This is a genomic window from Streptomyces sp. NPDC050448, assembly GCF_040655295.1.
Classification (GTDB): domain Bacteria; phylum Actinomycetota; class Actinomycetes; order Streptomycetales; family Streptomycetaceae; genus Streptomyces.
Genome location: NZ_JBFAJR010000021.1, coordinates 107,601 through 131,925, shown reverse-complemented (window position 1 = coordinate 131,925; position 24,325 = coordinate 107,601). Strand labels below are relative to the sequence as shown.

Annotated in this window: 23 protein-coding genes, 1 tRNA gene and 3 pseudogenes; 15 read left to right on the top strand and 12 right to left on the bottom strand. The window is 71.5% G+C overall.

Translation table 11 applies throughout. From position 1 onward, the window contains the following. Window positions 1–207, bottom strand: a pseudogene (locus AB0I68_RS24070) (hypothetical protein); the annotation flags it as partial. 302 nt (window positions 208–509) lie between these two features. Here AB0I68_RS24070 and AB0I68_RS24065 point away from each other — a divergent pair. Next, a pseudogene (locus tag AB0I68_RS24065) lies at window positions 510–935 on the top strand (helix-turn-helix domain-containing protein); the annotation flags it as partial. 99 nt (window positions 936–1,034) lie between these two features. Here AB0I68_RS24065 and AB0I68_RS24060 read toward each other — a convergent pair. Together AB0I68_RS24060 and metG are read right to left on the bottom strand one after the other, a co-directional pair. Continuing rightward, window positions 1,035–1,514: a hypothetical protein gene (locus AB0I68_RS24060; RefSeq protein ID WP_363179409.1), complete on the bottom strand. Its 480-nt coding sequence runs from the start codon at window positions 1,512–1,514 to the stop codon at window positions 1,035–1,037. A 283-nt stretch (window positions 1,515–1,797) separates the two neighbouring features. Further along, window positions 1,798–3,513: a methionine--tRNA ligase gene (metG, locus tag AB0I68_RS24055; protein ID WP_363179408.1), complete on the bottom strand. Its 1,716-nt coding sequence runs from the start codon at window positions 3,511–3,513 to the stop codon at window positions 1,798–1,800. Between the two features lie 523 nt (window positions 3,514–4,036). On the opposite strand from metG, the gene AB0I68_RS24050 reads away from it, so the two are divergent. Next, window positions 4,037–4,558: an RNA polymerase sigma factor gene (locus tag AB0I68_RS24050; protein WP_363179407.1), complete on the top strand. Its 522-nt coding sequence runs from the start codon at window positions 4,037–4,039 to the stop codon at window positions 4,556–4,558. 806 nt (window positions 4,559–5,364) lie between these two features. Beyond that, window positions 5,365–6,084: pseudogene (locus AB0I68_RS24045) on the top strand (IclR family transcriptional regulator C-terminal domain-containing protein); the annotation flags it as partial. A gap of 571 nt (window positions 6,085–6,655) precedes the next feature. Here the strand turns inward: AB0I68_RS24045 and AB0I68_RS24040 are convergent. Further along, window positions 6,656–7,507, bottom strand: coding sequence for a LysR substrate-binding domain-containing protein (locus tag AB0I68_RS24040; RefSeq protein WP_363179406.1), 852 nt, complete (start codon window positions 7,505–7,507; stop codon window positions 6,656–6,658). Window positions 7,508–7,657: 150 nt separating this feature from the next. On the opposite strand from AB0I68_RS24040, the gene AB0I68_RS24035 reads away from it, so the two are divergent. Then, window positions 7,658–8,710, top strand: a complete 1,053-nt coding sequence (locus AB0I68_RS24035) for a bile acid:sodium symporter family protein (protein ID WP_363179405.1) — start codon at window positions 7,658–7,660, stop codon at window positions 8,708–8,710. A 9-nt stretch (window positions 8,711–8,719) separates the two neighbouring features. Then, window positions 8,720–9,151, top strand: a complete 432-nt coding sequence (locus AB0I68_RS24030; protein ID WP_363179404.1) for a (2Fe-2S) ferredoxin domain-containing protein — start codon at window positions 8,720–8,722, stop codon at window positions 9,149–9,151. An 80-nt stretch (window positions 9,152–9,231) separates the two neighbouring features. Here AB0I68_RS24030 and fdhD read toward each other — a convergent pair whose 3' ends face one another. Then, the gene (fdhD, locus tag AB0I68_RS24025; RefSeq protein WP_363179403.1) at window positions 9,232–10,068 is read right to left on the bottom strand and encodes a formate dehydrogenase accessory sulfurtransferase FdhD; all 837 of its coding nucleotides are present in this window, start codon (window positions 10,066–10,068) and stop codon (window positions 9,232–9,234) included. A gap of 218 nt (window positions 10,069–10,286) precedes the next feature. On the opposite strand from fdhD, the gene AB0I68_RS24020 reads away from it, so the two are divergent. After that, window positions 10,287–11,228 carry a beta-ketoacyl-ACP synthase III gene (locus AB0I68_RS24020; protein WP_363179402.1) on the top strand — a complete coding sequence of 314 codons (942 nt, stop codon included), beginning with the start codon at window positions 10,287–10,289 and terminating at the stop codon, window positions 11,226–11,228. Here the strand turns inward: AB0I68_RS24020 and AB0I68_RS24015 are convergent. Further along, window positions 11,212–12,393, bottom strand: a complete 1,182-nt coding sequence (locus tag AB0I68_RS24015) for a low temperature requirement protein A (protein ID WP_363179401.1) — start codon at window positions 12,391–12,393, stop codon at window positions 11,212–11,214. The genes AB0I68_RS24020 and AB0I68_RS24015 overlap by 17 nt on opposite strands. A 208-nt stretch (window positions 12,394–12,601) precedes the next feature. Here AB0I68_RS24015 and AB0I68_RS24010 point away from each other — a divergent pair, with 208 nt between their 5' ends. The 3 genes from AB0I68_RS24010 (at window position 12,602) to AB0I68_RS24000 (ending at window position 13,899) form a co-directional block, all read left to right on the top strand. Continuing rightward, window positions 12,602–13,063 carry a hypothetical protein gene (locus AB0I68_RS24010; RefSeq protein ID WP_363179400.1) on the top strand — a complete coding sequence of 154 codons (462 nt, stop codon included), beginning with the start codon at window positions 12,602–12,604 and terminating at the stop codon, window positions 13,061–13,063. 144 nt (window positions 13,064–13,207) lie between these two features. Further along, window positions 13,208–13,295 (top strand) — tRNA-Leu (locus AB0I68_RS24005). A 196-nt stretch (window positions 13,296–13,491) separates the two neighbouring features. Then, window positions 13,492–13,899: a hypothetical protein gene (locus AB0I68_RS24000; protein WP_363179399.1), complete on the top strand. Its 408-nt coding sequence runs from the start codon at window positions 13,492–13,494 to the stop codon at window positions 13,897–13,899. Between the two features lie 26 nt (window positions 13,900–13,925). On the opposite strand, the gene AB0I68_RS23995 is transcribed toward AB0I68_RS24000, so the two are convergent. The 4 genes from AB0I68_RS23995 to AB0I68_RS23980 all read right to left on the bottom strand — a co-directional run bounded on the left by AB0I68_RS23995 (window position 13,926) and on the right by AB0I68_RS23980 (window position 16,476). Further along, on the bottom strand, window positions 13,926–14,096 hold the full coding sequence (locus tag AB0I68_RS23995) for a hypothetical protein (protein WP_363179398.1): 171 nt from the start codon (window positions 14,094–14,096) through the stop codon (window positions 13,926–13,928). A gap of 832 nt (window positions 14,097–14,928) precedes the next feature. Next, a complete protein-coding gene (locus AB0I68_RS23990; RefSeq protein ID WP_363179397.1) occupies window positions 14,929–15,762 on the bottom strand; it encodes a helix-turn-helix transcriptional regulator in 834 nt (277 codons plus the stop codon). Then, complete coding sequence (locus AB0I68_RS23985; RefSeq protein ID WP_363179396.1) at window positions 15,759–16,280, bottom strand: DUF6879 family protein; 522 nt, start codon at window positions 16,278–16,280, stop codon at window positions 15,759–15,761. Before AB0I68_RS23985 ends, AB0I68_RS23990 begins: the two co-directional genes overlap by 4 nt. Next, on the bottom strand, window positions 16,264–16,476 hold the full coding sequence (locus AB0I68_RS23980) for a hypothetical protein (RefSeq protein WP_363179395.1): 213 nt from the start codon (window positions 16,474–16,476) through the stop codon (window positions 16,264–16,266). The genes AB0I68_RS23985 and AB0I68_RS23980 overlap by 17 nt, the downstream gene beginning before the upstream one ends. 365 nt (window positions 16,477–16,841) lie before the next feature. Here AB0I68_RS23980 and AB0I68_RS23975 point away from each other — a divergent pair, with 365 nt between their 5' ends. The 5 genes from AB0I68_RS23975 (at window position 16,842) to AB0I68_RS23955 (ending at window position 21,067) form a co-directional block, all read left to right on the top strand. Next, on the top strand, window positions 16,842–17,282 hold the full coding sequence (locus AB0I68_RS23975; protein ID WP_363179394.1) for a hypothetical protein: 441 nt from the start codon (window positions 16,842–16,844) through the stop codon (window positions 17,280–17,282). 238 nt (window positions 17,283–17,520) lie between these two features. Then, a complete protein-coding gene (locus tag AB0I68_RS23970) occupies window positions 17,521–19,344 on the top strand; it encodes a long-chain fatty acid--CoA ligase (RefSeq protein ID WP_363179393.1) in 1,824 nt (607 codons plus the stop codon). Window positions 19,345–19,376: 32 nt separating this feature from the next. Next, the gene (locus tag AB0I68_RS23965) at window positions 19,377–19,640 is read left to right on the top strand and encodes a hypothetical protein (protein ID WP_363179392.1); all 264 of its coding nucleotides are present in this window, start codon (window positions 19,377–19,379) and stop codon (window positions 19,638–19,640) included. A gap of 100 nt (window positions 19,641–19,740) precedes the next feature. Continuing rightward, window positions 19,741–20,589, top strand: coding sequence for an aldo/keto reductase (locus AB0I68_RS23960; RefSeq protein WP_363179391.1), 849 nt, complete (start codon window positions 19,741–19,743; stop codon window positions 20,587–20,589). Window positions 20,590–20,599: 10 nt separating this feature from the next. Then, entirely contained in the window at window positions 20,600–21,067 is a 468-nt protein-coding gene (locus AB0I68_RS23955) for an RICIN domain-containing protein (RefSeq protein WP_363179390.1), read from the top strand. A gap of 176 nt (window positions 21,068–21,243) precedes the next feature. Here the strand turns inward: AB0I68_RS23955 and AB0I68_RS23950 are convergent, their stop codons facing one another. Both AB0I68_RS23950 and AB0I68_RS23945 read right to left on the bottom strand, forming a co-directional pair. Continuing rightward, on the bottom strand, window positions 21,244–21,993 hold the full coding sequence (locus tag AB0I68_RS23950) for a class I SAM-dependent methyltransferase (RefSeq protein ID WP_363179414.1): 750 nt from the start codon (window positions 21,991–21,993) through the stop codon (window positions 21,244–21,246). Window positions 21,994–22,010: 17 nt separating this feature from the next. Further along, entirely contained in the window at window positions 22,011–22,316 is a 306-nt protein-coding gene (locus tag AB0I68_RS23945; RefSeq protein WP_363179389.1) for a 4a-hydroxytetrahydrobiopterin dehydratase, read from the bottom strand. 212 nt (window positions 22,317–22,528) lie between these two features. Here AB0I68_RS23945 and AB0I68_RS23940 point away from each other — a divergent pair, with 212 nt between their 5' ends. Continuing rightward, entirely contained in the window at window positions 22,529–24,319 is a 1,791-nt protein-coding gene (locus AB0I68_RS23940; protein ID WP_363179388.1) for an FAD-dependent oxidoreductase, read from the top strand. Window positions 24,320–24,325: the final 6 nt, after the last annotated feature.

Sequence of the window (24,325 nt, the reverse complement as noted above, 5' to 3'; positions counted from 1 at the left end):
ACAAGCCGCGCTACGGAAGGCCTGCATTCCGCCGAACCGGTGGTGTGCCGTGGGGGCGGGGGGGGGGGGCCGCCCGGGCGGGCCGCGGGCGTCGAGCCGGGCCCCGTGGCCGCGGCCGGCGCCGTCGTCCGCGACCGCCACATGGCCCTGCAGCGGGCAGAGCACCGCCACCAGGCCTGCTCCGGCGAAGTACTGCCAAGCGGTCACCGAGCGTCCTCCCGTTCCGTTGGGGTGCCCCCGGCGGTAGCGGGGGGACGGTTGTGAGGGTTTCGGCTGAAGAAACGATCACGGCAGCGCTTCGATACGCCGCAGACGCGTCAAGATCTCCGACGGAGGGGCTACTTCAAGCCATCGGCGGGAAGAAGGCGCAGCAGCCGAGCGCGCCGGCCGGGCGCGCCGGCCGGGCGCGCCGGCCGGGCGCGCTAGTGCTGTGACCGCGTAGGTTCGCCGGGTTGGTGGTCGTGGCGGTTGGATGTGTGGTGACGTCCGATCCGACCGCTGGAGGCGTGGTGGCAGAGCCCGTTCGGGTGCGCAGACTGACCGACCAGGAGGGGCAGCGGGTGCGGCAGATCGTGCGCCGGGGCAGCACCAGTTCGGTGCGCCACCGGCGCGCGATGATGCTGCTGGCCTCGGCCGGCGGCAACCGTGTGCCGGTGATCGCCCGGCTGGTCCAGGCCGACGAGGACACGGTCCGCGACGTGATCCACCGGTTCAACGAGATCGGCCTGGCCTGCCTGGACCCTCAATGGGCGGGAGGCCGTCCCCGCCTTCTCAGCCCTGCCGATGAGGACTGCGTTGCCCACACGGCCACCACTCGCCCGGCCAGGCTCGGCCTGCCGTTCACTCGCTGGTCGCTGCGCAAGCTCGCCGCCTACCTGCGCAGGGTCCACGGCCGGTTGATCCGTATCGGCCGCGAGGCATTACGCAGCCTGCTTCTGAGCCGCCGGCGCAGCGATCACGGGTGCCAGGCCGACAGCCTGCACTGGTGACTGCTCGCGATCGGCGCAATTCCTGACATCTTCTCCGGCCGGTGGTCATTCGATCCCGAGGGGTCCGATACCCAGATCCTCACGCATGCGGCGGCGCATCTCAGCCATGGCCGTGCGGCGCTGTTGGATGAAGGCCCTGTCCTCGGCGGAGCCGACTGCGACCCCGCGGGCATAGGCGTCGCGCATCCGACGCAGGCTGTGAAACGCCTCGTTCCCCGCCGCAACAACGAGCGGCGGGCCCACGAGCCAGAGCTGCTCGCTGGCCGTGTGCAATCCGGTTCCACGGAAGGCTTCGCGCACCGCCGAATCACGCGCTGACTCGGACATGTGATCGCCCAGGGCGACAGCCCGTATCTCTTCCCCCGCGTCTTTGAGGGCGGAGGCGTACTCGGTGTACACGGCGCGCCGCACTTCCAGAGCGTGTCGTGCTTCCTCGCGCCGCCACCTGTTGCGATCGGCAATCAGGGTGGCAGCGATGCCGATGACAGCACCTGTCAGCGTGGAGAGCAGAGGCATCCAGTCCATGCGCCGCATGCTGTCTCAATTACTGCTGCGACACCAGCGGCCCTCGCGTTCCGGCATGGTGATCACGGACCTCTTGCCGAGTGCCAGGCCGACGGGCCGCACTGCTCCTTCTCGGCCCGGAAGCCGTGCACCAGGATGCCGCCCGGCTTCCGCGACGAGGGCCTGCGCGCCGCCCTTGAACTGCGTTCCCGGGACGGCTCGTTTCCCCTGCCTGCCGCTGCCGGGTACGCCGAAGGGGCGCGGCCCCGAGGGCCGCGCCCCTTCGCTCGGACGGGTGCCGGTGTCAGCCCGCCTCGGTACCGCCGAAGCGCTCGCGGTAGGACTGCAGGTCCTCCTCGGCGATCCGCGCGAAGAGCACCGGCGGCACGGTGAACGGCGTACCCGCCGGGACCGCGTCCAGCGACTTGGCCTGCTCCGGGGTGATCCACGTCGCCGTGTCGTCGGCCAGCGCGAACGAGGAGCGCATGGTGCGCGCCGAGGCCGGGATGAACGGCTCCGAGACCACCGAGTAGAGGTGGATGAGGTTCATCGCGGTGCGCAGCGTGAGCGCCGCGCCGTCCAGGTCGGTCTTGACCTCCAGCCAGGGGGCCTTCTCGTCGAGGTACGCGTTGCCGGCGGACCACAGGGCGCGCAGCGCGGCCGCGGCCTTGCGGTACTGGAGGGAGTCCATGTGGCCCTCGTACTCGGCCAGCAGCTCGGCGATCTGCTCGCCCAGCTTGGCCTCGGCCTCACCGGCCGGGCTGCCGGCCGGGACCTCGTCGCCGAACTTCTTGCGGGAGAAGGTCAGCACGCGGTTGACGAAGTTGCCGAGGGTGCCGCCGAGGTCCTTGTTGACCGTGGCGGTGAAGTGCTCCCACGTGAACGACGAGTCGTCGGACTCGGGCGCGTTGGCGATGAGGAAGTAGCGCCAGAAGTCGGCCGGGAGGATCTCCAGCGCCTGGTCGGTGAAGACGCCGCGCTTCTGCGAGGTGGAGAACTTGCCGCCGTAGTACGTCAGCCAGTTGAAGGCCTTGACGTAGTCGACCTTCTTCCACGGCTCACGGGTGGCCAGTTCGGTGGCGGGGAACATCACCGTGTGGAACGGGACGTTGTCCTTGGCCATGAACTGCGTGTAGCGGACGTCCGCGGCCTCGTACCACCACGACTTGTAGTCGCGGTTCGCCGGGTCCAGGTCCGACCACTCCTTGGTCGAGCCGATGTACTCGATCGGGGCGTCGAACCAGACGTAGAAGACCTTGCCCTCGGCGGCCAGTTCGGGCCAGGTGTCGGCGGGGACCGGGACACCCCAGTCGAGGTCGCGGGTGATGGCGCGGTCGTGCAGGCCCTCGGTCAGCCACTTGCGGGCGATGGAGGAGGCCAGCTGCGGCCACTCCGCCTCGTGCTCGGAGACCCAGGCCTCGACCTCGTGCTGGAGCCTGGACTGGAGGAGGAAGAGGTGCTTGGTCTCGCGGACCTCCAGCTCGGTGGAGCCGGAGATGGCCGAGCGGGGCTCGATCAGGTCCGTGGGGTCGAGGACGCGGGTGCAGTTCTCGCACTGGTCGCCGCGGGCCTTGTCGTAACCGCAGTGCGGGCAGGTGCCCTCGACGTAGCGGTCCGGCAGGAAGCGGCCGTCGACCGGCGAGTACACCTGCCGGATCGCGCGCTCCTCGATGAACCCGTTCTCCTGCAGCTTGCGCGCGAAGTGCTGGGTGATCTCCCGGTTCTGCGCGGAGGAGCTGCGGCCGAAGTAGTCGAAGGACAGCTCGAAGCCGTCGTAGACCGCCTTCTGGGCGTCGTGGGCCTGCGCGCAGAACTCGGCGACCGAGATACCGGCCTCCTTGGCGGCGAGTTCGGCGGGGGTGCCGTGCTCGTCGGTGGCGCAGATGTAGAGGACGTCGTGGCCGCGCTGGCGGAGGTACCGGGAGTACACATCCGCCGGAAGCATCGACCCGACCATGTTGCCCAGGTGCTTGATCCCGTTGATGTACGGAAGCGCGCTGGTGATCAGGTGTCGAGCCATCCTCGGATGCTCCATTTCGTCTATGCGTGACAACGTGACGTGACGGATTGTGATGCGGTTCATCGTATCGAACCGCCGAAAGGCCACGTGCCGCATTTTCCGTGGGGTGGACGTAACGCAAAAGCGAGGGAAGTGACCTCTCCGTCACGGCCCTCGCAAGGGGCCCATGTTACAGCCGGACCGGATCACCGCGGACCGGTGTCCGGGGTTCGGTCGGCCGGTCCGTCGGGACGGTCATCCTGGCTGGTCACACGGCGTACGCCGTGTGCATGGAGGCCTGGCTCGGCCCCGGCATATGCGTACGCGCGGACTGGGCCCGTGCATGGTCGAAGTCTGTCACGAATCGATCATCACCGAACGTAATCTTTCGAGGTTTCTCTTCTGTGCCCTCCGAGTGCGCCCGCACTGCCAGGCTGTCCGCGCACAGGGGACGAGGTGAGGTGAAACGGTGAGCGATGGCGGACCAGAGGAGTCCGGTGGTGGGGCCGTGGGACTGCCCAGCCGACGGCGGCGGCCGACGCCGATGAGTCAGTGGGACCCGACGGCGCGGCTTTCGTACTGGGCCTTCCACGCCAACCGGCGGCCCTCGTACATGCGCTTCGCGTATCTGCAGCTGGGCTCCGACACGGCTGCGGAGGACGCGGTGGACGCCACCTTCGACTCGATCATGAACGAGTGGTTACGCATGCTCCACATGGACCGGCTCGACGCATACGCCTGGACCCTCCTCAAGCAGCGGCTGGTCGACCGGCAGCAGCGGCGCGGCACCTGGCCCGAACCGATGGACATCAGCGCCTTCGAGGCCGCCCTGAAGGAGGCCCACGCCGACCAGTACGAGGTGCTGACCGACACCATCCGCTTCTACTCCGCCGTCTCCCGGCTCGCCGAGCGCCAGCGCGACGCCGTGCTGCTGCGCTACGGGCTCGAGTGCACCCCCGGCGAGGCCGCCTCCGTGATGGGCGTCGACGAGGCCACCGTCCGCTCGCAGCTCGGCCAGGCCCACCGGCGGCTCGCCCGCATGCTCGACACCTCCGCCGAATCATGAGGCGGCGCGAAGGCACGGAGGAGCTCGGCGGCGACGCCACCCGCCGTTCCCTGGCCGAGTTCCTGACCCGGGCCGGCGTCCGCGACCGGTACCCGCACTACGACCTGGGCGCGGCCGAGGTACGGCTGCTGCGCGCCTCCCGGGAGCGGGCCGCCGCGGCGCCCTCCCGGCGCCGGGCCGCGTACGGATGGAGCGACCCCGCGCGGGACTGCCCCCTCGACTCCGAACGCGCCCGGCGCGACCTGAAGGCCGTCTGCCTGGCCGCCGTGTGCAGTCCGAAGGCCGAGGTGCAGCTCACGGCCTTCCTCGAGAGCAGGCACACCGATCTTGCCGGGGCGGTCGTCTTCGGCTGTCTGCTGCACCTGGCCGGGCTGCGCGAAGGCGCCCGCTTCTGGTGGCAGTTCGCCGCCGGTACCGGGCGGGCACGGACCGCCCCGGCCGCGTACTGCCTCTTCCTCGACCACTCCCGGCGCGGGGAGCACCACGACGCCCGGTTCTGGGCGCGCGAGCTGGGCCGGAGCGGCTTCCGGCCGAGCGGCCGCCGGGACCTGCGCGAGGTGCGGCTGTGTGCGCAGGCGACCGTACTGCGCTACGTCGACCAGCTCGACGATCCCGATCTGGGCTCGGTGCCGCTGCCGAGGCCCGGACTGCCCTCGGTGCTGGACGCGTTCCGGCCGCCGCCCGCGGCGGTGGCGCAGTCCCCGCAGCCGGCCCGGCTGGGCGCGGGGCCGCTGCGGCATCCCGCGCTGGCCTCGGCGGCGCGCGGGAGCACGGGGCGGGCCGGGCAGGCGGGGACGAGCGAGGCGCTGGCGGAGGCGCGGCGCGCGCTGGCCGTCGTACGGGTCCTCGAGAAGCATCCGCTGGGGGTACGGGCCGCCCAGCTGGGGCGGGAGGCCGCTCTCGCCGAGGCGGAGCTGCGACCGCTGCTGGCGATGCTGTGCGAGGAGGAGTACGCGTACCGGCCGGGCGCGGGCGTCTACGCGCGCGGGCCCGCCCTCGACCGGCTCGCCGCCCCCGGCGGCAGCGGGCTGGCGGGCCAGCTCCAGCGCACCCTGGCCCTGGCCCGGGACAGCGCGGGCGCCGCGGTGTACCTGAGCCGGTATGCCGAGGGGGAGGTCCGGATCACCCAGATGGCCGACGGGCCCGGGGCCCCGCCGGTTCGGGAGTGGGTGGACTTCAGGACCGCCGCCCACGCCAGCGCCGTCGGCAAGTGCCTGCTGACCCAGCTCGACCACGACCGGCGACGCGACCACGTCGCCCGGCACCGGCCGGCCCGGCTCACCCCGCAGACGATCACCGACAGCCGGGTCCTGTTCACCGCCCTCGACGCGCTGGCTCCGGGCGCGCCGGTCTTCGACCTGCGCGAGTACTCCCCCGGCGCGGTCTGCTCGGCGGTCCCGATCGCGACCGGCGACGCCGCGGGGAGCCTCGCGCTGTCGCTGCCCGCGAACCGTGCCCACCGGCTGCACGCGGCCACGGAGGCTCTGCGCCGCAAGGCCGTCCCGGTGCTCGTGGCGCTGCTCCTGTCGGGGGCGATCCCCCCGGACGCACCGGCGGCCGGGGTGACCCCCGACGCCCCGGTGGCCACCCCCGTGCCGCGGCCGGCGCACGTCACCCCCGAGACCCTCCGCCACCTCCGCAGTCTCTTCCGTACGCCGCTGAGCCGTTCCACGTCCCCCCCGGCCGGTCCCCACCTGGTCAGCGACACCGCGGCGGAGGCCGCGTACTTCTTCGACCCCCTCCCGGAATCCGGACCGCCCCGGCTGGCCCTGCCGTTCACCTTCGCCCCCCTCACCCCGGGCAGCCTCCCCACGGCCGAGGGCCTCCTGGTCCTGGGCACCTGACCGCCCCCACCAAGGCGTCCGACGCCCCGAGGCCCGTCCGACCCCGCCGACGCCTGCGGCGCGGGCTTCGGGTCCTTCCGTGGCCGGCCCCTCCCCCCGAGGCAGGGGCCGACCCACGCAACGGTGGCCGGCCTCACGGCGGGAGCGGGACCGCGGACCCGGCCCCGTCCCCGGCGCGGGCCGGGACTCAGCGGCGCAAGCCGGACCGGCGCGTCCCCGCGGTACGTCCCCGCGGCGCGTCCCCGCGGCGGGGTCAGCCGGCGCGGGTGAGGCGGTCTGCGCCCGAGAGGACCGCGGCCGCCAGCGCCTCCGCCGCCGCCGACCCCCGCTCCCCCCTCAGCAGCGCGAACTCCACCGACCCGAGGTCCGGCAGCCCCGGCACCCGGACCAGCCCCGGCGGGATGAGACCCCGGGTGTGGGCCATCACGCCCAGCCCCGCCCTCGCCGCCGCGACCAGCCCGCTCAGGCTGCCGCTCGTGCACGCGATCCGCCACGCCCGCCCGTCCCGCTCCAGCACCTCCAGCGCCCTGGCCCGGGTGATCCCCGGCGGCGGGAAGACGATCAGCGGCACGGGCCGGTCCGGGTCCACCCGCAGTCCCTCCGCCCCGATCCACACCATCCGGTCCCGCCACACCAGCCGGCCCCGCTCGTCGCCCGGCCCGCGCCGCTTGGCCAGGACGAGGTCGAGCCGTCCCGCGTCCAGCCGTTCGTGGAGGGTCCCGGACAGCTCGACCGTCAGCTCCAGGTCCACCTCGGGATGCTCGTGCCGGAAGCCCTCGAGGATCTCCGGCAGCCGGGTCAGCACGAAGTCCTCCGACGCCCCGAACCTCAGCCGGCCCCGCAGGCGCGTCCCGGTGAAGTAGGCCGCCGCCCGCTCGTGCGCCTCCAGGATGGTCCGGGCGAAACCCAGCAGCGCCTCGCCGTCCTCCGTCAGCTCGACGCTGTGCGTGTCCCGGAGGAAGAGCGGGCGACCCGTCGCCTCCTCCAGCCGCCGTACGTGCTGGCTGACCGTGGACTGCCGGACGCCGAGCCGGCCGGCGGCCTGGGTGAAGCTGAGCGTCTGGGCCACCGTGAGGAACGTGCGCAACTGGACGGGGTCGTACATGCCTCCCATGCTGCGGCACGGCCATCACGAAAGGCAATGACAGTAAGTGCGGTGTACGGGTTTCCCGATGACCGGCCTTCGCACGACGATGAGGAGGCACCCGGGACAAGCCCCCGCCCCGCCGCCCCCCAGAGCAAGAGAGTCCTGTACATGCGCCGCCCGCACCTACCCGCCTGGCTGCCGCTGGACCCGTACGTCCTGGCCCTCCTCGGCACCGTCGGCCTCGCCGCCCTGCTGCCCGCCCGCGGGCCGGCCGCCTCCGTCGCCGAGGGCGCCGCCACCGGGGCCGTGGCCCTGCTCTTCTTCCTCTACGGCGCCCGGCTGTCCACCCGCGAGGCCCTCGACGGCCTGCGCCACTGGCGGCTCCATCTGACCGTGCTGGCCTGTACCTTCGTCCTCTTCCCGCTGCTCGGCCTGGCCGCCCGGGGACTGGTCCCCACCCTCCTCACGCCCCCGCTCTACAGCGGACTGCTCTTCCTCTGCCTGGTCCCCTCGACCATCCAGTCCTCGATCGCCTTCACTTCGATCGCCCGCGGCAACGTCCCGGCGGCGATCTGCGCGGGCTCCTTCTCCAGCCTCGCCGGCATCTTCCTCACCCCGCTCCTCGCCGCCGGCCTGCTCGGGAACGGCGCGGGCGGGTTCTCCCCCGACTCCCTCCTCAAGATCGTCCTCCAGCTCCTGCTGCCCTTCCTGCTGGGCCAGGCACTGCGCCCCTGGGCCGGCGGATTCCTGCTCCGGAACAAGAAGGTCCTCGGCCACGTCGACCGCGGCTCGATCCTGCTCGTCGTCTACGCCGCCTTCAGCGCGGGCATGGCCGCCGGGATCTGGCACCGGGTCAGCGTCCCGCGCCTGGCCGCCCTGATGGCGCTGGAGGCCGTACTGCTCGCCGTCATGCTCCTGGTGAGCTGGTACGGGGCGAAGCGGCTCGGGTTCGGCCGCGCGGACCGGATCGCCATCCAGTTCGCCGGGTCGAAGAAGAGCCTCGCGGCCGGACTGCCCATGGCCAGCGTGCTGTTCGGGGCCCAGGCGAGCCTCGCGGTGCTGCCGCTCATGCTGTTCCACCAGATGCAGCTGATGGTGTGCGCGGTGCTGGCGCGCCGCCGCGCCCGGGGCTCCGGGCCCGGAGCGGATGCCGAACTGCCCGCCGGGCATGTGGTGGAGGTCTCCTCCAGGGCCCAACACCCTGCGCCGCAGGCCCGGTAACGTGCGGCGGTGACCTGGATACGCCCGCTCGCCGCCCACGCCGAGCGCCCCTGCACCCTCGTGGTCTGCCGCGGCTGCTGCTGCGGGGATCCCCGCAAGAACCCCGGCTCCGACCACGCCGGCCAACTGGCCCGGCTGCGTGAGGCCGCCGCCGCGTCGGGGGGCCGGCTCGCCGTCCGTACGAGCGACTGCCTCGGGCCGTGCGCGCAGGCCAATGTCATCGTGGTCCAGCCCACCACCGAGGCGCGCCGCCGGGGCGCCCGCGCGGCCTGGTTCGGCTGGGCCCTGGACGACACCGCGACCGACGAGGTCATCGCGTGGGCGGAGTCCGGCGGCCCGGGCGTCACCCCGGTCCCGGCGACCCTGGACCTCCACCGCATCGACCCGCCCGCACCGGAGCCCAGGCCGGGAGCCAAGCGGCGCGCCCGCCGGGGCCGCTGACTCCACGCCCCGGGGCCGAGGCCCGAGGACCGGACGCGGGGAGGCCCCGGACGCCGGGACGCCCGGGACACCCGGGACCCCTACAGGGTGATCCGCTCCTCGCCCGCGTAGATGTTCATGTTCTGCCCGCGCAGGAAGCCGACCAGGGTCAGGCCCGACTCCAGGGCCAGGTCCACGGCCAGCGAGGACGGCGCCGAGACGGCGGCAAGAATCGGGATGCCCGCCATCACCGCCTTCTGCGCGAGCTCGAAGGAGGCCCGGCCGGACACCAGCAGCACCGCGCCCGCCAGCGGGAGGAGGCCGGCCCGGAACGCCCGGCCGACGATCTTGTCGACGGCGTTGTGCCGGCCGACGTCCTCCCTCAGGTCCAGCAGCTCGCCCTGCGGGGAGAACAGCCCGGCGGCGTGCAGACCGCCGGTGCGGTCGAACACCTTCTGCGCCGCGCGGAGCCGGTCCGGCAGCTCACCGAGGAGCTCCGCGGGAATCCGTACGGTGTCCTCGGCCGCGGTCCGCTGGAGCGGGAAGCGGGTGGCCGTGCGCACCGCGTCCAGGCTGGCCTTTCCGCACAGGCCGCAGGAGGAGGTGGTGTAGACGTTCCGTTCGAGCGTGATGTCCGGCACCGGGACACCGGGCGCGAGCTGCACGTTGACGATGTTGTAGGTGTTACTGCCGTCCTCGGCCGCCCCCTCGCAGTAGGTCACGGCCCGTACGTCCGACGCGGAGCCGAGCACGCCCTCGCTCACCAGGAAACCCACCGCCAGCGCGAAATCGTCGCCGGGGGTGCGCATCGTGATCGCGAGCGGCTTTCCGTTGAGCCGTATCTCCAGCGGCTCCTCGGCGACCAGCGTGTCCGGGCGGACCCCGGCCACCCCGTTCCGCACCCGGATGACACGACGGCGCTCGGTGACCCGTCCCATGGTGATCAGCCCGCCCGTTCTGTCCTCGCCGTGCACCTTGTCGTGCAGCTGACGGGCCCATTCTCCCGGATCGCCGTTCCGCGGCGCTCCCGGCAGGAGGATCCTCCGGAATCTCCAAATTCAGGGGCGGTAATCCTGTTGGGTCACGTGCACCCGTACCCATCAGTAGCAGGTCAAGCTGGGTGATCCTGACTTCCGTACGAGGGGGGACCCCGCCCATGACCGGTTCACGCGTGGTGGCTCTAGGGCACTACCAGCCCGCGAAAGTGATCACCAACGAGGACCTCGCGGCCATGGTCGACACCAACGACGAGTGGATCCGCTCCCGGGTCGGCATCAAGACCCGGCACATGGCGGGCCCCGACGAACCGGTGGACGAGCTGGCCTTCCAGGCCGCGGGCAAGGCCCTCGCCGGCGCCGGACTGTCCCCCGACGACATCGACCTCGTCCTGGTGGCCACCTCCACCGCGATCGACCGTTCGCCCAACATGGCCGCCCGCGTCGCCGCCAAGCTGGGCCTGGGCGGCAGCCCGGCCGTCATGGACCTCAACGTCGTCTGCTCGGGCTTCACCCACGCCCTGGCCACCGCCGACCACGCGATCCGGGCCGGCTCCGCCACCCGCGCCCTGGTCATCGGCGCCGACAAGATGACCGAGATCACCGACTGGACCGACCGCACCACCTGTGTGCTGACCGGCGACGGTGCGGGCGCGGCCGTGGTCGAGGCCTGCGCGGAGCCCGGCATCGGCCCGGTCCTGTGGGGTTCGGTCCCGGAGATGGGCCACGCGGTCCGGATCGAGGGCTCCCCGCCGGTCTTCGCCCAGGAGGGCCAGTCCGTCTACCGCTGGACCACCAGCCAGCTCCCGCCGCTCGCCCGCAAGGTGTGCGAGAAGGCCGGAGTCACCCCCGAGGAGCTGGCCGCGGTCGTCCTGCACCAGGCGAACCTGCGGATCATCGAGCCGCTCGCCGCGAAGATCGGCGCCGTCAACGCGGTCGTCGCCCGCGATGTCGTGGACTCCGGCAACACGTCGGCCGCCAGCATCCCGATGGCCCTCTCGAAGCTGGTCCAGCGCGGCGAGATCCCCACCGGCGCCCCGATCCTCCTCTTCGGCTTCGGCGGCAACCTCTCGTACGCCGGCCAGGTCATCCGCTGCCCGTAGGAGCCGCCGAGCAGCCCGGGGTCCAGCGGACCTCGGCGCCCAGCGCGCCCAGGAGGACGACGACCAGCGCGAGCAGCTGCCAGAGCCCGGCGGTGGCCGCGCCGACCGGGACGGTGGCCAGGACGAGCACCAGCGCCGCCGCCCGGAAGCGGGCCGGGCCGATCCCGAGCACGGCCCGGAAGGCCAGGTCCCCGGCCAGGTAGACGGCGACCCCGCCCGCGAGGGCGAGTGCCGGTCCTGTGTCCAGGTGCTCGCCCAGGTGCCCGATGGTCTTCTTGACGCCGGCCGCGAAGGCGGCGATGCCGAGCAGCATGGGCAGGAAGGCGTAGTAGTACGCGAGCATCGCCAGCTTGAACCGCTTCTCCGGCGCGGTCGCGGCGAAGACCTCCTCTGCCCGGCCCTCGTCGCGCACGAAGTACATCCACCACAGCGCGGACGCGGTGGCGAGTGCGAGGAAGGCGCCTGCCGCGATCCCCACGGACAGCGGCAGCGAGCCGGCTCCGATGCCGATCGCGATCACAGACTCGCCGAAGACGATGATCAGCAGCAGCCCGTGCCGCTCCACGAGGTGCTCGGAGCTCATGCCGCCGAGCTGCTCGCTGACGGTCGTCACGGTGGTCGCGCCGTCGTCGTCGGGCTCGGCGGGCTCCGCCCCGCTCGCCGCGGCCCGCTGGACCAGCTGCGGCACGACGAACTGGATCAGCAGGGCGAGCATCCACAGCGCCACGGCGGGCGGTCCGTCGAAGAACCCGGCGGCCAGCACCGACAGCGCGCACAGCACGTTGGGCAGCGCGAACCAGATGACGCCGAACCCGTGCGCCTGGGTGAAGAGGGCGCTGTGGACGAGGACGACGAACAGGTACCCGAGCCCGAAGGCGATCCCGCCGGCGCCGAAGGCGGTCGGCACCGCCAGCGCGCACACCAGGAACGCCCCCATGGCCAGGATGAGCATCACCCTGCGTACGGTGCGGTCGGGAGGCACCTGGTTGGTGAGGTGCGCGTAGCCCCCGTACATCCAGAACAGCACGGTGAAGATCACCAGCACCTGGCCCGCGCCCCGGAAGCTGATGTCGTCCGCGAGCAGCACCGTCAGCTGGGTGATGGTGAAGACGAAGACGAGGTCGAAGAAGAGCTCCAACGTGCTGACGCGGTGCTCGGTTTCCATGCGTGGCTCCCCCTGGATGCAGACCTGCGGCGATCATCCGACCGTCTCGGCACCCCCGGTGTCCAGCTCGTACCGGCATCCGGGAGCTCTTCGGGGTCGTGCGACCTGAGACGTACGCGGATCCCGCCCCGCGGAGGGACGCGCCGGCCCCGGGGGCGGCCGGAGGATGGAGGCACGCCGTCCGCCGCCGAGGGAAGCGAAAAGCCGCATGATCCGCAGGTCCGTCATCCTGACCGCTGCCGCAGTCGTCTCGGCCGTGGGGCTCGCGACCGTGGTCGCCCTCCCGGCCGCGGCCGACTGGTACGGGAACCGCCACGAGGAGGCGAGCACGTACGCGACGGGCGCCGAGGCGAAGACGGCGCGGGCCTCGGTCCCGCGCTGGCTGGCGGACGACGCGACGTCGGTGCAGTACGCGATGAGGACGACCGGCGGCGACCGCCTGCTGAAGGCGACCCTGCCGGACGACCGGCTGCCGACCGCGTGCATGACGGAGCCGCGCCCGCACGCGCAGGAGGTCCCGCTCGCGGAGGACTGGTTCCCGAAGGACGCCCGGGGGAAGGCCACCGCGCGCTGCGGCCTGTACTACGCCTACATGGACGGCACCACCCTCTACGCCTGGCAGCACAACGACGACTGGCTGACGGCCGAGCGCACCGCGGCGCCCCGCTGACCCGCGAGACGCGGAGTCTCGCCAACCCCTCGGGGGCATGCGTGCAGGTCAGCGAGCGGCCCGGGCCGAATACCTGGTCGGAGCCACCCCGATCCTTTGCTATTGTTGTCCTTGTCGCCGCGGGAAACCGGGGCCGACCACCTAGTCCGGGTGGCGGAATGGCAGACGCGCTAGCTTGAGGTGCTAGTGCCCTTTATCGGGCGTGGGGGTTCAAGTCCCCCCTCGGACACCAGCTGAGACCCCACTCCATGTGGGGTTTTTTGCTTTTCCAGGCGGTGGCGTGACCAACCACCTGACCAACGGCCCAGAGATTCCCCAGGTCAGACCAGGGATGACAGGCCGAGTCGGCCCGCACCGGAGGCGGCGAGCTTCCGCGCTCCGTCCTTACGAGAGTGCCCGTACCGGGCCATCGTGTAGCCAGGCGAGTGGTGCCGGACGTTGGCGGAGACTTCTACGGGGTTCTCCCCGGCTTCCAGGTCGTTCGTGACCTTGCTGTGCCTCCAGTCGTGGATACGGAAGTCGTCGGGGAGCTTGAGCCGGTTTCGGAGGAGCGCGCGCCGGTTGCTGCCGTACCTCAGGCTGTCACTGAGGCTGAGAGCGAGGCAGCGGACGTGACGGAGGCTGAGCCCCTGCCGTCCATGACGGTGGCGGGTGAGATCCCTGGGTACGACTGGGAGACAGCTCGTGCGGTTGTGCGGAACCTGGGTTACGAGGTGGTCGGCCGTGCCGACGCGTCCACAGTCCTGCTGATCCTGGGTGAGGGCACGGATCAAGATGCACGGCGGTCGGGCCACGTCCTCTCAGGTCCTGCCCTACGTCGGTGCCAGCGCGAGTGAGGTCAAGGAACTGCCCGGAATCGTCGTCACCGTGGACCGGTCCGGGAGGACCGGCCGCCCGGCCACCGCCGGTGGGCGGTGGACAGCTCGTGTCCGTACTCCTGCGCGCAGAACTCCGACACCTTCTCGAACAGCTCGGGACTGACGAGGTCCCGCCCGCGCCGTAAGGCGACGGGGGATTCCAGCATGGTCGTCACAGTGAGACTCCCTCTCTCTCGACGCTTGGGGCCTGGCTACGCGGCGGGCGGGGGCGGGAACTTCTCTCCGCCGCCCTCCTTGTCGCCGGGGTCGGTCATCGCTTCACCTCCTTCGGTTGATCAGGGGGCTCCGGCCTTCCCTGGTGCCGGAGCGTTGCCCTCACGGCCAGGGCGGCACCCCAGCCAAGGGGCGGACTGGGGGGAGAACCTGAGCACGTCAACTCAGACGGGACACGTCCTGTCCCTGTTCAAGCCTTGTCCGGTCGGGGGTCTACCTGTCTCCCGTCGAGAGGGCGGCGGTGACAGGATTCTGAGAACGGCTCAGCGAGCCAAGGGGTCCCGCAGTGCTTCCGCTATCTGCTCCACCACGTCAGCCGGGACAGTCCCGAGCTCGACGTAGGCGCGACCGGTCTTCGTGACCACAGGCCGAACGCTGCTCCACGCGGCCTCAGGGACACCCAGCGCGGCCAGAGCCGCGCGTATCGAGTCGGCGGCGTTCGTGGCCCGGGTCCAGCTGTCTCGCCACGTCTGCATATCCATTACCGCGCTGCCTCGTGCTTCGGGTGCGCGGCCAACTCAACGTTGCAGTCAGAGACGGCTGACATATCCCCGACCTTGTGGGCTGTTCCCCGCTGCTTCACCAGAGCAGCGCAGACACCACAACCCGAAGCGGGCGCTGGCGGTGTCCGAGGAAGAGAAAGATGAACAGGCGGGTCCATGGTTGTCGTGGGGCTGCTCACTGGAATTTCCTCCATCGACGGTGTCGGCATGGGTAGATAATTCCGGTGCGTCGGCGATGCCGCTAGGCACATTCCCGTTGTGGCATAAAAAGTCAAGCTCTGTAGAGCTCAGCCCATTCGGAGAGCCGCTGCCGCGCCATCGGCCCAAACAAAGCGTGACGCTCAAAGGCTGCGAACACGGCAAGATGCTCAGCAACGTCGCGAGAGTCCTGAAACACCATGCGCCCGGTGAAGTTCTCTACTGTGGCCAGTCGATCGTCATAGATCGTAAAGGTGTTCATCGGGCCACGTGATATCTGGACACCGAGCGGAATCACGCCAACGCGTACGTTTGGCAAGTGAGAAAGCGAGGCGAGCCGGTCAATCTGCACGGCCATGGCCGGAGGCGGCACGATCGCCCATCTCACGGCTTGCTCGGTGAGCAGAAAAGTGAAGGACTTTGAAGTGTCGTAGAGAACCGCTTGCCTTTCCAGCTTGCGCGCCACCGTCTTGGATTTGTCACCGGGAGCGTTGCTCAAGCTGGCTCGTACGTACTCCGGAGTTGCCAGCAAACCTGTGACCATGGCAGGGAGGAAGTATCGGAGGGCAGTCGCCTCGGCCTCTAGCGCCGCCAGCTCTGCCTGCCGCTTCTCCAAGCCTCTACGCCATGAGGAACGCTTGTCCTGCCACTCAGTGTTAGCGATCCTCGCCAGGGCTGCTATTTCAGTAATCAGCTCAGGCGGGGCGTTAAGCGCTCGAAGGATGCGCTCCACGTCGATAAGCTTGGGGGTCTTCTTGCCTGTCTCGAACTTACTGATCTGCGACTGAGACATATTGCAACGCTTGGCCAGCCGGTCTCCTGTGAGACCGGCTGCCTTGCGTAGCTCTCTCAGCTTCTCTGCTAGATCAGTCTTGGACTGCCCTAGCTGTTCAGGCTCGAACGTCACCTATGTTCTTTCACGTACTCCGCGAACGGTACGGACGCGGCAAGCGCAATACGCTTCCACTCTCGGTACGGTGTGATGTCGCCCTCGAACGTTTCGCGGTCGACCTGGGTTCCGTCCGGACGAAAGTTCAGATAAACAATTCGCGCGTCATCGAACATCCACCAGTCGACTACACTCAGCGGCAATCCGTAGTCGTGGTTTGTGACGTCGAGGATACGAATATCCTCTCCAGCCTCGATGTTGCCAGGAATGCCCCACGCGAACTGATAGCGCTGATAGTCGGTGAGCGGTTGCCGAACAATGCGCACCCGGCCTATCTGCCGCCCAGAAGACAGGTAGTTGCGCACCCGCTCATGCCAACGAGTGTTGTGGTCAACCGGCTTGCCTTCGCCTCTGAGGAATCGGGCAACGTTCTCCGCCTCCCGAGGCATGGTGTAGGTGGGTTGAGCCTCGAACCGCCACGCTTCTTGCGTGAAGGAGTCGAAAGCCTTCCGCCACGCGTCACCATCCAAGTGCACGGACAGCCTCCCTCAGGACGTGCTCCGGGATCTCCACGAGGCCTTCCCCCTCCGGCACAGTGAAGCCGTTGAAGACATCACCCTGCACGACGATGGAGCCGCGACCCTCGTGCCGGTAGACGTTCGGGCAATCGTCGTCGTCGCAGTTGGGCCCGTTGACCTTGCCGGTGAGTCGGGTCAGTCCGTCTCGCGCCATGGTGCCCCCTCGCCTCCGGTCCCCGCTTGGGACCGCCTGAGACGACGCTACGGAGCCCCATCGCCCCACGTCCATGCCGACTCCGGACTATTCCTGTTCCGGAATAGACGATCTTGTTGGACTGGGCTGAGCACGCTCCGGTGCGCCACGACCGCATGTGTGGCCACGTGACCAACGCATGACCAACAGCGGTCCGAAACAGCGAGAAACAGACGACGCCCGCCTCCGCCTCCGCCGCGGCCTCCGGTCCGGGCCCGGCCCCCGCCGGCGCCAAGCCCGCGCAGACCCTCTCGCCCACCGCGGCGCCCGCCCGTACCGTGTCGGCGCCTGCGCCCGCCAAGCCCGCGCCCGCCGGGTACCGGTCCGTGTCCGATCCGGAGGGCTTCGGTCTCGCCGTACCCAACGGCTTCCAGCGCACCACCGACGACGAGCGGGTGTTCTACGTGTCGCCGGACGGGGCCTTCCGGATCGGCGTCAAGGTGAAGCCGGCGGCGTCCGGCGGGCCGGTCGCCGCCATGCGGCTCTCGCACGCGAGCGGCCCGGCCACCAACCCCGGCTACCGCGACGGCACGGTCGTCCCGACCACGCACAACGGACTGCCCGCCGCCCTCTGGGAGTTCACCTGGAACGGCTTCACCGCCGCCGAAGGCGCCCGGCACACCTTCGACGTCTGCTGGGACGAGGACGGACGCATGTACGACGTCTGGGTGTCCGCTCCCGTCGGCCGGCTCGCGGAGGCGAGGAGCCACTTCGACACGGTCCTGGATTCCTTCGTTCCGGGCGGTCCGGCAGCCGCGGACCACTGAGCGCGCGTCGCCGCCGCGGGCCTGCCGCATGCCCGGCGCCGGATCGGCGGGACGTTGCGCGTTTCCGGGCCGTCGCCGCGGGGAGTGTCTCCCCGGACGGCCCTTCCCCACCTCCGGCCGGCCCCGTCCGACGGGACCCCGACCTGCCCTGGGGAGGTCTTGTGGAGGTCTTCGCACGGTGATCAACCGCGGGGAGGTGTGGGGTAGCGTCGCCGCGCTGCGCGGAGAGGAGCGGGGCATGCGCGAGATCACCGTCCCACCCGTCGTCACGGCGGCACCCGTCGGCGGGCTTGCCGACGCAGTCTTCCGGCATGCCCAGGAGGATCCCGGCCGGGTGGTGCTCGGGCGGAAGGGCGGCGGGGTCTGGCGGGACGTGACCTCCGGGGAGCTCGCCGCCGAGGTGCTCGCGCTGGCGCGGGGGCTGCTGGCCCAGGGGGTCCGGTTCGGTGAGCGGGTCGCCGTCATGTCCCGGACCCGGTACGAGTGGACCCTGTTCGACTTCGCCCTGTGGGCGATCGGCGCCCAGCCCGTCCCCGTCTACCCGACCTCCTCCGTCGAGCAGGTGCACTGGATCCTCCAGGACTCCGACTGCACCGCCTGCGTCGTCGAGGACGAGGACCAGGCCATGACCGTCGGGTCCGTCATCGAGCGGCTGCCGCACCTGCGGCGGCTGTGGCAGCTGGACGCCGGGGCCGTCGAGGCGCTCGTCGCGGACGGCCGCGGGGTCTCCGACGACCTGGTGCACCGCCACCGCGCCGCGGTCACGCCCGACGCCGTCGCCACCGTCATCTACACCTCGGGGACCACTGGGCGTCCCAAGGGCTGTGTGCTCACCCACGGCAATTTCATGTTCGAGGCCGACACGATGGTGGCCCGCTGGGAGTCCGTCTTCCAGGCCGGGCCGGGGGAGCAGCCCTCCACCCTGCTGTTCCTGCCGCTCGCCCACGTCTTCGGGCGGATGGTGGAGGTGGCGGCCGTCAGGGCGCGCGTGAAGCTCGGGCACCAGCCGGTGCTGGCGGCGGCCGAGTTGCTGCCGGACCTCGCCGCGTTCCGGCCGACGTTCGTGCTGGGGGTCCCGTACGTCTTCGAGAAGGTGTTCGCGGCGGCCCGCCGCAAGGCGGAGGCGGAGGGGCGTACGGGTCCCTTCGACCGGGCGGTCGAGACGGCCGTACGGTACGCGGAGGCGCGCGAGCAGAAGGCGTTCGGCGTCGGGCCGGGCCCCTCGGCCGCGCTGCGCATGGAGCACCAGCTCTTCGAGAAGCTGGTGTACGGGAAGGTCCGCGAGGCGTTGGGCGGCCGGGTGCGGCACGCCATGTCGGGCGGGTCGGCGATGTCGCGCCGCCTCGGGCTGTTCTTCGACGGGGCCGGGATCACGGTGTTCGAGGGCTACGGGCTGACCGAGTCCTGCGCGGCGGCCACCGCGAACCCGCCGGGCGCGACGAAGTACGGCACGGTGGGCCGGCCGATCCCGGGCGCTGCGGTGCACATCGCCGACGACGGGGAGATCTGGCTGCACGGGGGCCACGTCTTCGCGGGGTACCTGAACGACCCGCGCGCCACGGAGGCGGTGCTGCGGGGCGGCTGGCTGGCGACCGGGGACCTGGGGCGGCTGGACGAGGACGGGTACCTGACGATCACCGGGCGCAAGAAGGAGATCCTGGTGACCTCCAACGGCAAGAGCGTCTCGCCGACCGCCCTCGAGGAGCGGGTGCGCTCGCATCCGCTGGTCGCGCAGTGCGTGCTGGTGGGCAACGACCGGCCGTACGTGGCCGCCCTGCTCACCCTGGACATGGAGGGGGTCGCGCACTGGCTGTCGATGCGCGGCCGCCCGCAGCTGCCGGCGGCGCAGCTGATCCACGACCCCGATCTGACGGCGGAGGTCCGGCGGGCGGTGGTGGCCGCGAACACGCTGGTCTCACAGGCCGAGGCGATCCGCACCTTCCGGGTGCTGGGGGAACAGTTCACGGAGGAACGGGGTCTGCTGACACCCTCGTTGAAGCTGAAGAGGCGGGCGATCGAGAAGGCGTACGCGATGGAGGTGGCGGCCCTCTACCAGCCCTGACGGCCCCCGTAGGCGGGGTCGGGCAGGCCCGGATGGTCGAGCTGGCCCGCGCCGTGGCCGATCCGCCGCGCGTGCTGCTGCTGGACGAGCCCGCGTCCGGTCTGCCGGCGCCCGAGCGCGAGCAGCTCGCGGCGGTCGTGCGGCGGCTGGCCGAGGAGGAGGGGTGTGCGGTGCTGCTCGTGGAGCACGACGTGGCCTTCGTGATGGACCTCTGCACACGGGTGGTCGTCCTGGACCTCGGCGCGGTCCTCGCCGAGGGCACGCCCGCCGAGGTGGCCTATCTGGGTACGTCCTGACGGTGTGTCCGATCCATCCGGGTCCTGGCGGGAATACGTCGCAGGGGCGGCCGGTTGTCGCCCCTCGTACCCGACCGACGATCCGAGGGAACAGCCGAACGTGAACCAGGTCCCCAGCATCAAGCTCAACAACGGCACGCTCATGCCCCAGCTCGGCTTCGGCGTCTGGCAGGTTCCGGACGCGGAGGCCGAGCGGGTGGTCGGGGCGGCGCTGCAGGCGGGCTACCGCAGCATCGACACGGCGGCCGTCTACGGCAACGAGCGGGGCACCGGCCGGGCCGTCGCCGGGGCCGGGGTGCCGCGCGAGGAACTGTTCGTCACCACCAAGCTGTGGAACGGGCCGTCGCAGACGTGGGACCGGGACGCCGTGCTGCGGGCGTTCGACGAATCCCTCGACAAGCTGGGCCTCGACCACATCGACCTGTACCTGATCCACTGGCCGCGCCCGATGCGCGAGGACGTCATCGCCATCTGGAAGACCTTCGAGGAGATCGCGGCGAGTGGCCGCGCCCGCGCCGTCGGCGTGTCGAACTTCCGCCCCGCGGACCTGGAGCGGCTCGGCGCCGAGAGCTCCCTGGTCCCGGCCGTGAACCAGATCGAGCTGCACCCGCTCTTCCCGCAGGCCGAGCTGCGCGCCCTGCACCGTCGGCTCGGCATCGCGACCGAGGCCTGGTCCCCGCTCGGCCAGGGCAAGGAGCTGCTGACGCTCCCGGCCGTCGCCGGGGTCGCCGCCAAGCACGGGCGCTCCGCCGCCCAGGTGGTGCTGCGCTGGCACCTGCAGTTCGGGAACATCGTGATCCCGAAGTCCGTGACCCCGTCGCGCATCCGGGAGAACCTGGACGTCTTCGGCTTCGAGCTGGACGCCGCCGACCTCGCCGCGCTGGACGCGCTGGGTACGGGACCCACGGCCCGGCGGATCGGGCCGGATCCGGCCGTCTTCGACTTCTGAGGGGTGCGGTGTGAGCGTCCCCGACGGGGTGTATCTGGTGCGCAATGCGGCCAGTGGGCTGCTGCTCCAGCTGGAGGGCGGCACGCGGGTAGGGGTGGGGCCCGAGAATCCCGCCGGGCCCCTCGCCGCCCGGCAGTGGCGGATCTCGCCGGTGCACAGCGGCGGCGGGATCGTCCACGTCGTCAGCGTCCACAACGACAAACGGCTCGACGTCGCGAACGCGTCGACAGAGAGCGGCACCCGTGTCCAGGTGTGGCGGCCGAACGCGTTCGGCGCGCAGGAGTGGATCGTCGAGGAGCATCTCGACGATCCCGGCGTGGTGTCGCTGATCGCCTGTATCAGCGGGCTGCCGCTGGAGGGGGACGAGGAGGGCCTGGTCCGCCAGTGCGAGGACACCGACTCGCCGTCGCAGTGGTGGCGCCTGGAGCCGGTCCTTCCCGGCCCGGGCCGGGGTCAGCCGGAGACGACCACCTCGTAGCTCGCCGCGCGGACGTCTTCGCACAGGGCACGGCAGGCACGGCAGGCACCGAAGTGCACCGCGAACTCCGGTTCGGCCCGCCAGGCGTCGATGGCGTCCGCATGGTCATCCGCCGCCCGTCACCCGCCGTGCGTCACCCGCCGCCCGTCACCCGCCGTGCGTCACCTTGTCGTGCGTCACCTTGTCGTCCGTCGGTCCCGTACGAAGCTGCGCAGCCGGTACGTCGGCTCCGCGCGCGGGGTGTCCTGCCCGGGCAGGAGTTCCAGCCGGTCCGCGAGCTCGCGCGGGGTGGTCCCGCGGGGGCTGACCCGGGAGGCGTACTGCCCGGCCAGCAGTGCGGCGGCGGCACCGCGCGGGGTGCGGCCCTGGCCGTGGCCCGTGAACCGGGCCTCGCCGTACGGCCGCAGGCCCGCCTCGGCCGCGTACGCCGTCACGGCCGCGGCGGAGTCGGCCGGGGTGGGCGTCAGATGCGGCGCGAGCAGCTCGTCGATGTCGCTGCCCACGTCGTGCGCGGCGTCCTTGTCGACGGTGGTGACGAACACCCCGCCGGGTCGCAGCACCCGCCCCGTCTCGGCGACCACCGCCGCCGCCGCGCCCGGATCCCGCAGCAGGTGCAGCAGCCACACCGCGCTCACGGCGTCCAGCGACCCGGAGGGCACGGGCAGCCGCGCCCCGGAGGCGAGCACCACCGGGACCCCGCGGCCCGCCGCCATCGCGGCCATCCCGTACGAGGCGTCGGCGCCCAGGACCCGCAGCCCGGGCCGGGTCAGCCGGGCGGTGACGATGCCCGTGCCGCAGCCGAGGTCGAGGAGGGTGGCCGCGCCGGCCGGGAGCAGGCCGAGGACCGCCGCGGCGGCGGCCTCGGCGCGGGGGGTGCCGCCGCGGGTGGCGTCGTAGGCCTCGGCTTCGCTGTCGTAGTCGAGCAGCGGCTTCGCTATCGGCATCAGCTCGCGCCGTGGGCGGGGGCGAGGGTCTCGACCCGCTCGGCGAGCGCGAAGTCGAACCGGGTCACGACGTTGCCGGCGCTGTGCGTGTTCACCGACACCCGGACCGTGTTGTAGCCGAGGGTGAGGTCGGAGTGGTGGTTCAACTCCTCCTGGACCGCGGCGATGTGGGCGACGAGTGCGCTGGCCGCGAAGTGGGTGCCCAGCCGGTAGGTGCGGATGATCCGGTCGTCCTCGAAGGCCCAGCCGGGGAGTTCCCGCAACCGGTCCTCGATCTCCTTCTGCGAAAGCGGCTCATCTGCCATCGGCATGCTCCTTGACCGTTCGGGCCGGACTTCTGATGTGGGTCAAGGTTCCCACAGCGCAGGCCGGAGGGAAGGTTTCGCGCCATAGTGCGTGCGGGTACTTCCGCGCCTTCCGGGTCCGCGGCGGCGCCCCTATGCTCCTGCGCCGACGCGGCTGTTACCGCCGGTAATACGCACCGCTCTCCGTTCCGGACACCAAAAGGGGCTTGCCTATGACGCGCACGGGCAGTTCGAGGCGCACGTTCATCGCGGGGGCGGCAGCCACCGCCGGGGCACTGGGGGCCTCCGGGGCCGTGGCCGCCCCCGCCCACGCCCAGACCCCGCAAACCACTGCACTGCCGAACGGCCGCCGGGTCGCCGTCCTCGGCGGCGGGGTCGCCGGACTCACCGCGGCCCACGAACTCGCCGAGCGCGGCTACGCCGTCACCGTCTACGAGCGCCGCGCGCTCGGCGGCAAGGCCCGCAGCATGGACGTTCCCGGCAGCGCCCGCGGCGGCCGCCGGCCGCTGCCCGCCGAGCACGGCTTCCGCTTCATCCCGGGCATTTACCACAACCTGCCCGACACCATGCGGCGCATCCCCTTCCCCGGCAACGCCCACGGCGTGTGGGACAACCTCGTCGCCCCGCCCGAGATGATGTTCGCCCGGGCCGGCGGGCGCGAGGACCTGCGCGCACCCATCCCCTGGCCCGGCCACTCCCCCGCCGAGCTGACCCCCGACGAGATCCGCCGCGCCCTGACCGGCATCCTGCAGTCGCTGGTCCGGCTGCCGCCCCACGAGACGGCGTACTTCGTCGACCGCGTGCTGGTCTTCCTCACCAGCTGCGACGAGCGCCGCAACGAGGTCTGGGAGCACACCCCCTGGTGGGAGTTCGTGCGGGCGGCGCAGATGTCGAACGAGTACCAGCGCATCCTCGCCGTGGGCATCACCCGCAACATCGTCGCGACCAAGGCCGAGGAGGCCTCCACCCGCACCGTCGGCACCCTGGGCGAGGCATTCGTCTTCAACGCGCTGGGGCGCGGCGCGGACGGGCCGCCGGACCGGATCCTCAACCTGCCGACCAACGAGGCGTGGATCGACCCGTGGGAGGCCCGTCTGCGCTCCCTCGGCGTGGAGTTCAGGATCGGCTGGACGGTGCAGGAGGTGCAGTACGGGAACGGCCGGGTGAGCGGGGTCACGGTCCTGGACGCGGCCGGGGACCGGCAGACCGTCAGCGCCGACCACTACGTCAGCGCCCTGCCGGTCGAGCACGCCCGGCGCACCTGGAGTGCGGGGCTGCGGGCCGCGGACCCGATGCTGGGCCGCTGCGACCGGCTGGAGACCGACTGGATGACCGGCATCCAGTTCTACCTCACCGAGCGCGCACCCCTCGTCCACGGGCACCTCAACTGCATCGACTCGCCTTGGTCGTTGACGGCGATCCAGCAGGCCGAGCACTGGCCGGCCCGCGACTTCCCGGCCTGCTACGGCGACGGCGTGGCGGTGGACTGCCTGTCGGTGGACATCTCGGACTGGGACAAGCCGGGGATCCTGTACGGGAAGACGGCCAAGCAGTGCACCCGTGAGGAGGTCGCCCGCGAGGTGTGGGCGCAGCTGAAGGCCTCCCTCAACGACACCGGGACGACGCCGCTGACGGACCGCACCCTGCACTCGTGGTTCCTGGACCCGGGGGTGGACGGGCTCGGGACCCCGAACCCGACCAACCAGGACCAGCTGCTGATCCACCCCACCGGGACCTTCCACAACCGGCCGAGCGCGGACACCCGCGTCCCGAACTTCTTCCTCAGCGGGGACTACGTGGCCGTCGACATCGACCTGGCGACGATGGAGGGGGCCAACGCCTCGGCCCGCGCCGCCGTCAACGCCCTGCTGGACAGGGACGGTTCGGCGGCGGAGCGGTGTGCGGTCCTGCCGATGTACCGGGCGCCGGAGGTGGAGTCCTTCCGGCGGCACGACCTGTGGCGCCACCGTCTCGGCCTTCGAAACGTCTTCGACCTGGGCTGACCCTCC

Coding starts and splice junctions, on each gene's coding strand:
- AB0I68_RS24060 (WP_363179409.1), bottom strand. CDS start 1,514: ATGGACTGGATGCCTCTGCTCTCCACGCTGACAGGTGCTGTCATCGGC.
- metG (WP_363179408.1), bottom strand. CDS start 3,513: ATGGCTCGACACCTGATCACCAGCGCGCTTCCGTACATCAACGGGATC.
- AB0I68_RS24050 (WP_363179407.1), top strand. CDS start 4,037: ATGAGTCAGTGGGACCCGACGGCGCGGCTTTCGTACTGGGCCTTCCAC.
- AB0I68_RS24040 (WP_363179406.1), bottom strand. CDS start 7,507: ATGTACGACCCCGTCCAGTTGCGCACGTTCCTCACGGTGGCCCAGACG.
- AB0I68_RS24035 (WP_363179405.1), top strand. CDS start 7,658: ATGCGCCGCCCGCACCTACCCGCCTGGCTGCCGCTGGACCCGTACGTC.
- fdhD (WP_363179403.1), bottom strand. CDS start 10,068: ATGGGACGGGTCACCGAGCGCCGTCGTGTCATCCGGGTGCGGAACGGG.
- AB0I68_RS24020 (WP_363179402.1), top strand. CDS start 10,287: ATGACCGGTTCACGCGTGGTGGCTCTAGGGCACTACCAGCCCGCGAAA.
- AB0I68_RS24015 (WP_363179401.1), bottom strand. CDS start 12,393: ATGGAAACCGAGCACCGCGTCAGCACGTTGGAGCTCTTCTTCGACCTC.
- AB0I68_RS24010 (WP_363179400.1), top strand. CDS start 12,602: ATGATCCGCAGGTCCGTCATCCTGACCGCTGCCGCAGTCGTCTCGGCC.
- AB0I68_RS23980 (WP_363179395.1), bottom strand. CDS start 16,476: ATGGCGCGAGACGGACTGACCCGACTCACCGGCAAGGTCAACGGGCCC.
- AB0I68_RS23970 (WP_363179393.1), top strand. CDS start 17,521: ATGCGCGAGATCACCGTCCCACCCGTCGTCACGGCGGCACCCGTCGGC.
- AB0I68_RS23965 (WP_363179392.1), top strand. CDS start 19,377: ATGGTCGAGCTGGCCCGCGCCGTGGCCGATCCGCCGCGCGTGCTGCTG.
- AB0I68_RS23945 (WP_363179389.1), bottom strand. CDS start 22,316: ATGGCAGATGAGCCGCTTTCGCAGAAGGAGATCGAGGACCGGTTGCGG.
- AB0I68_RS23940 (WP_363179388.1), top strand. CDS start 22,529: ATGACGCGCACGGGCAGTTCGAGGCGCACGTTCATCGCGGGGGCGGCA.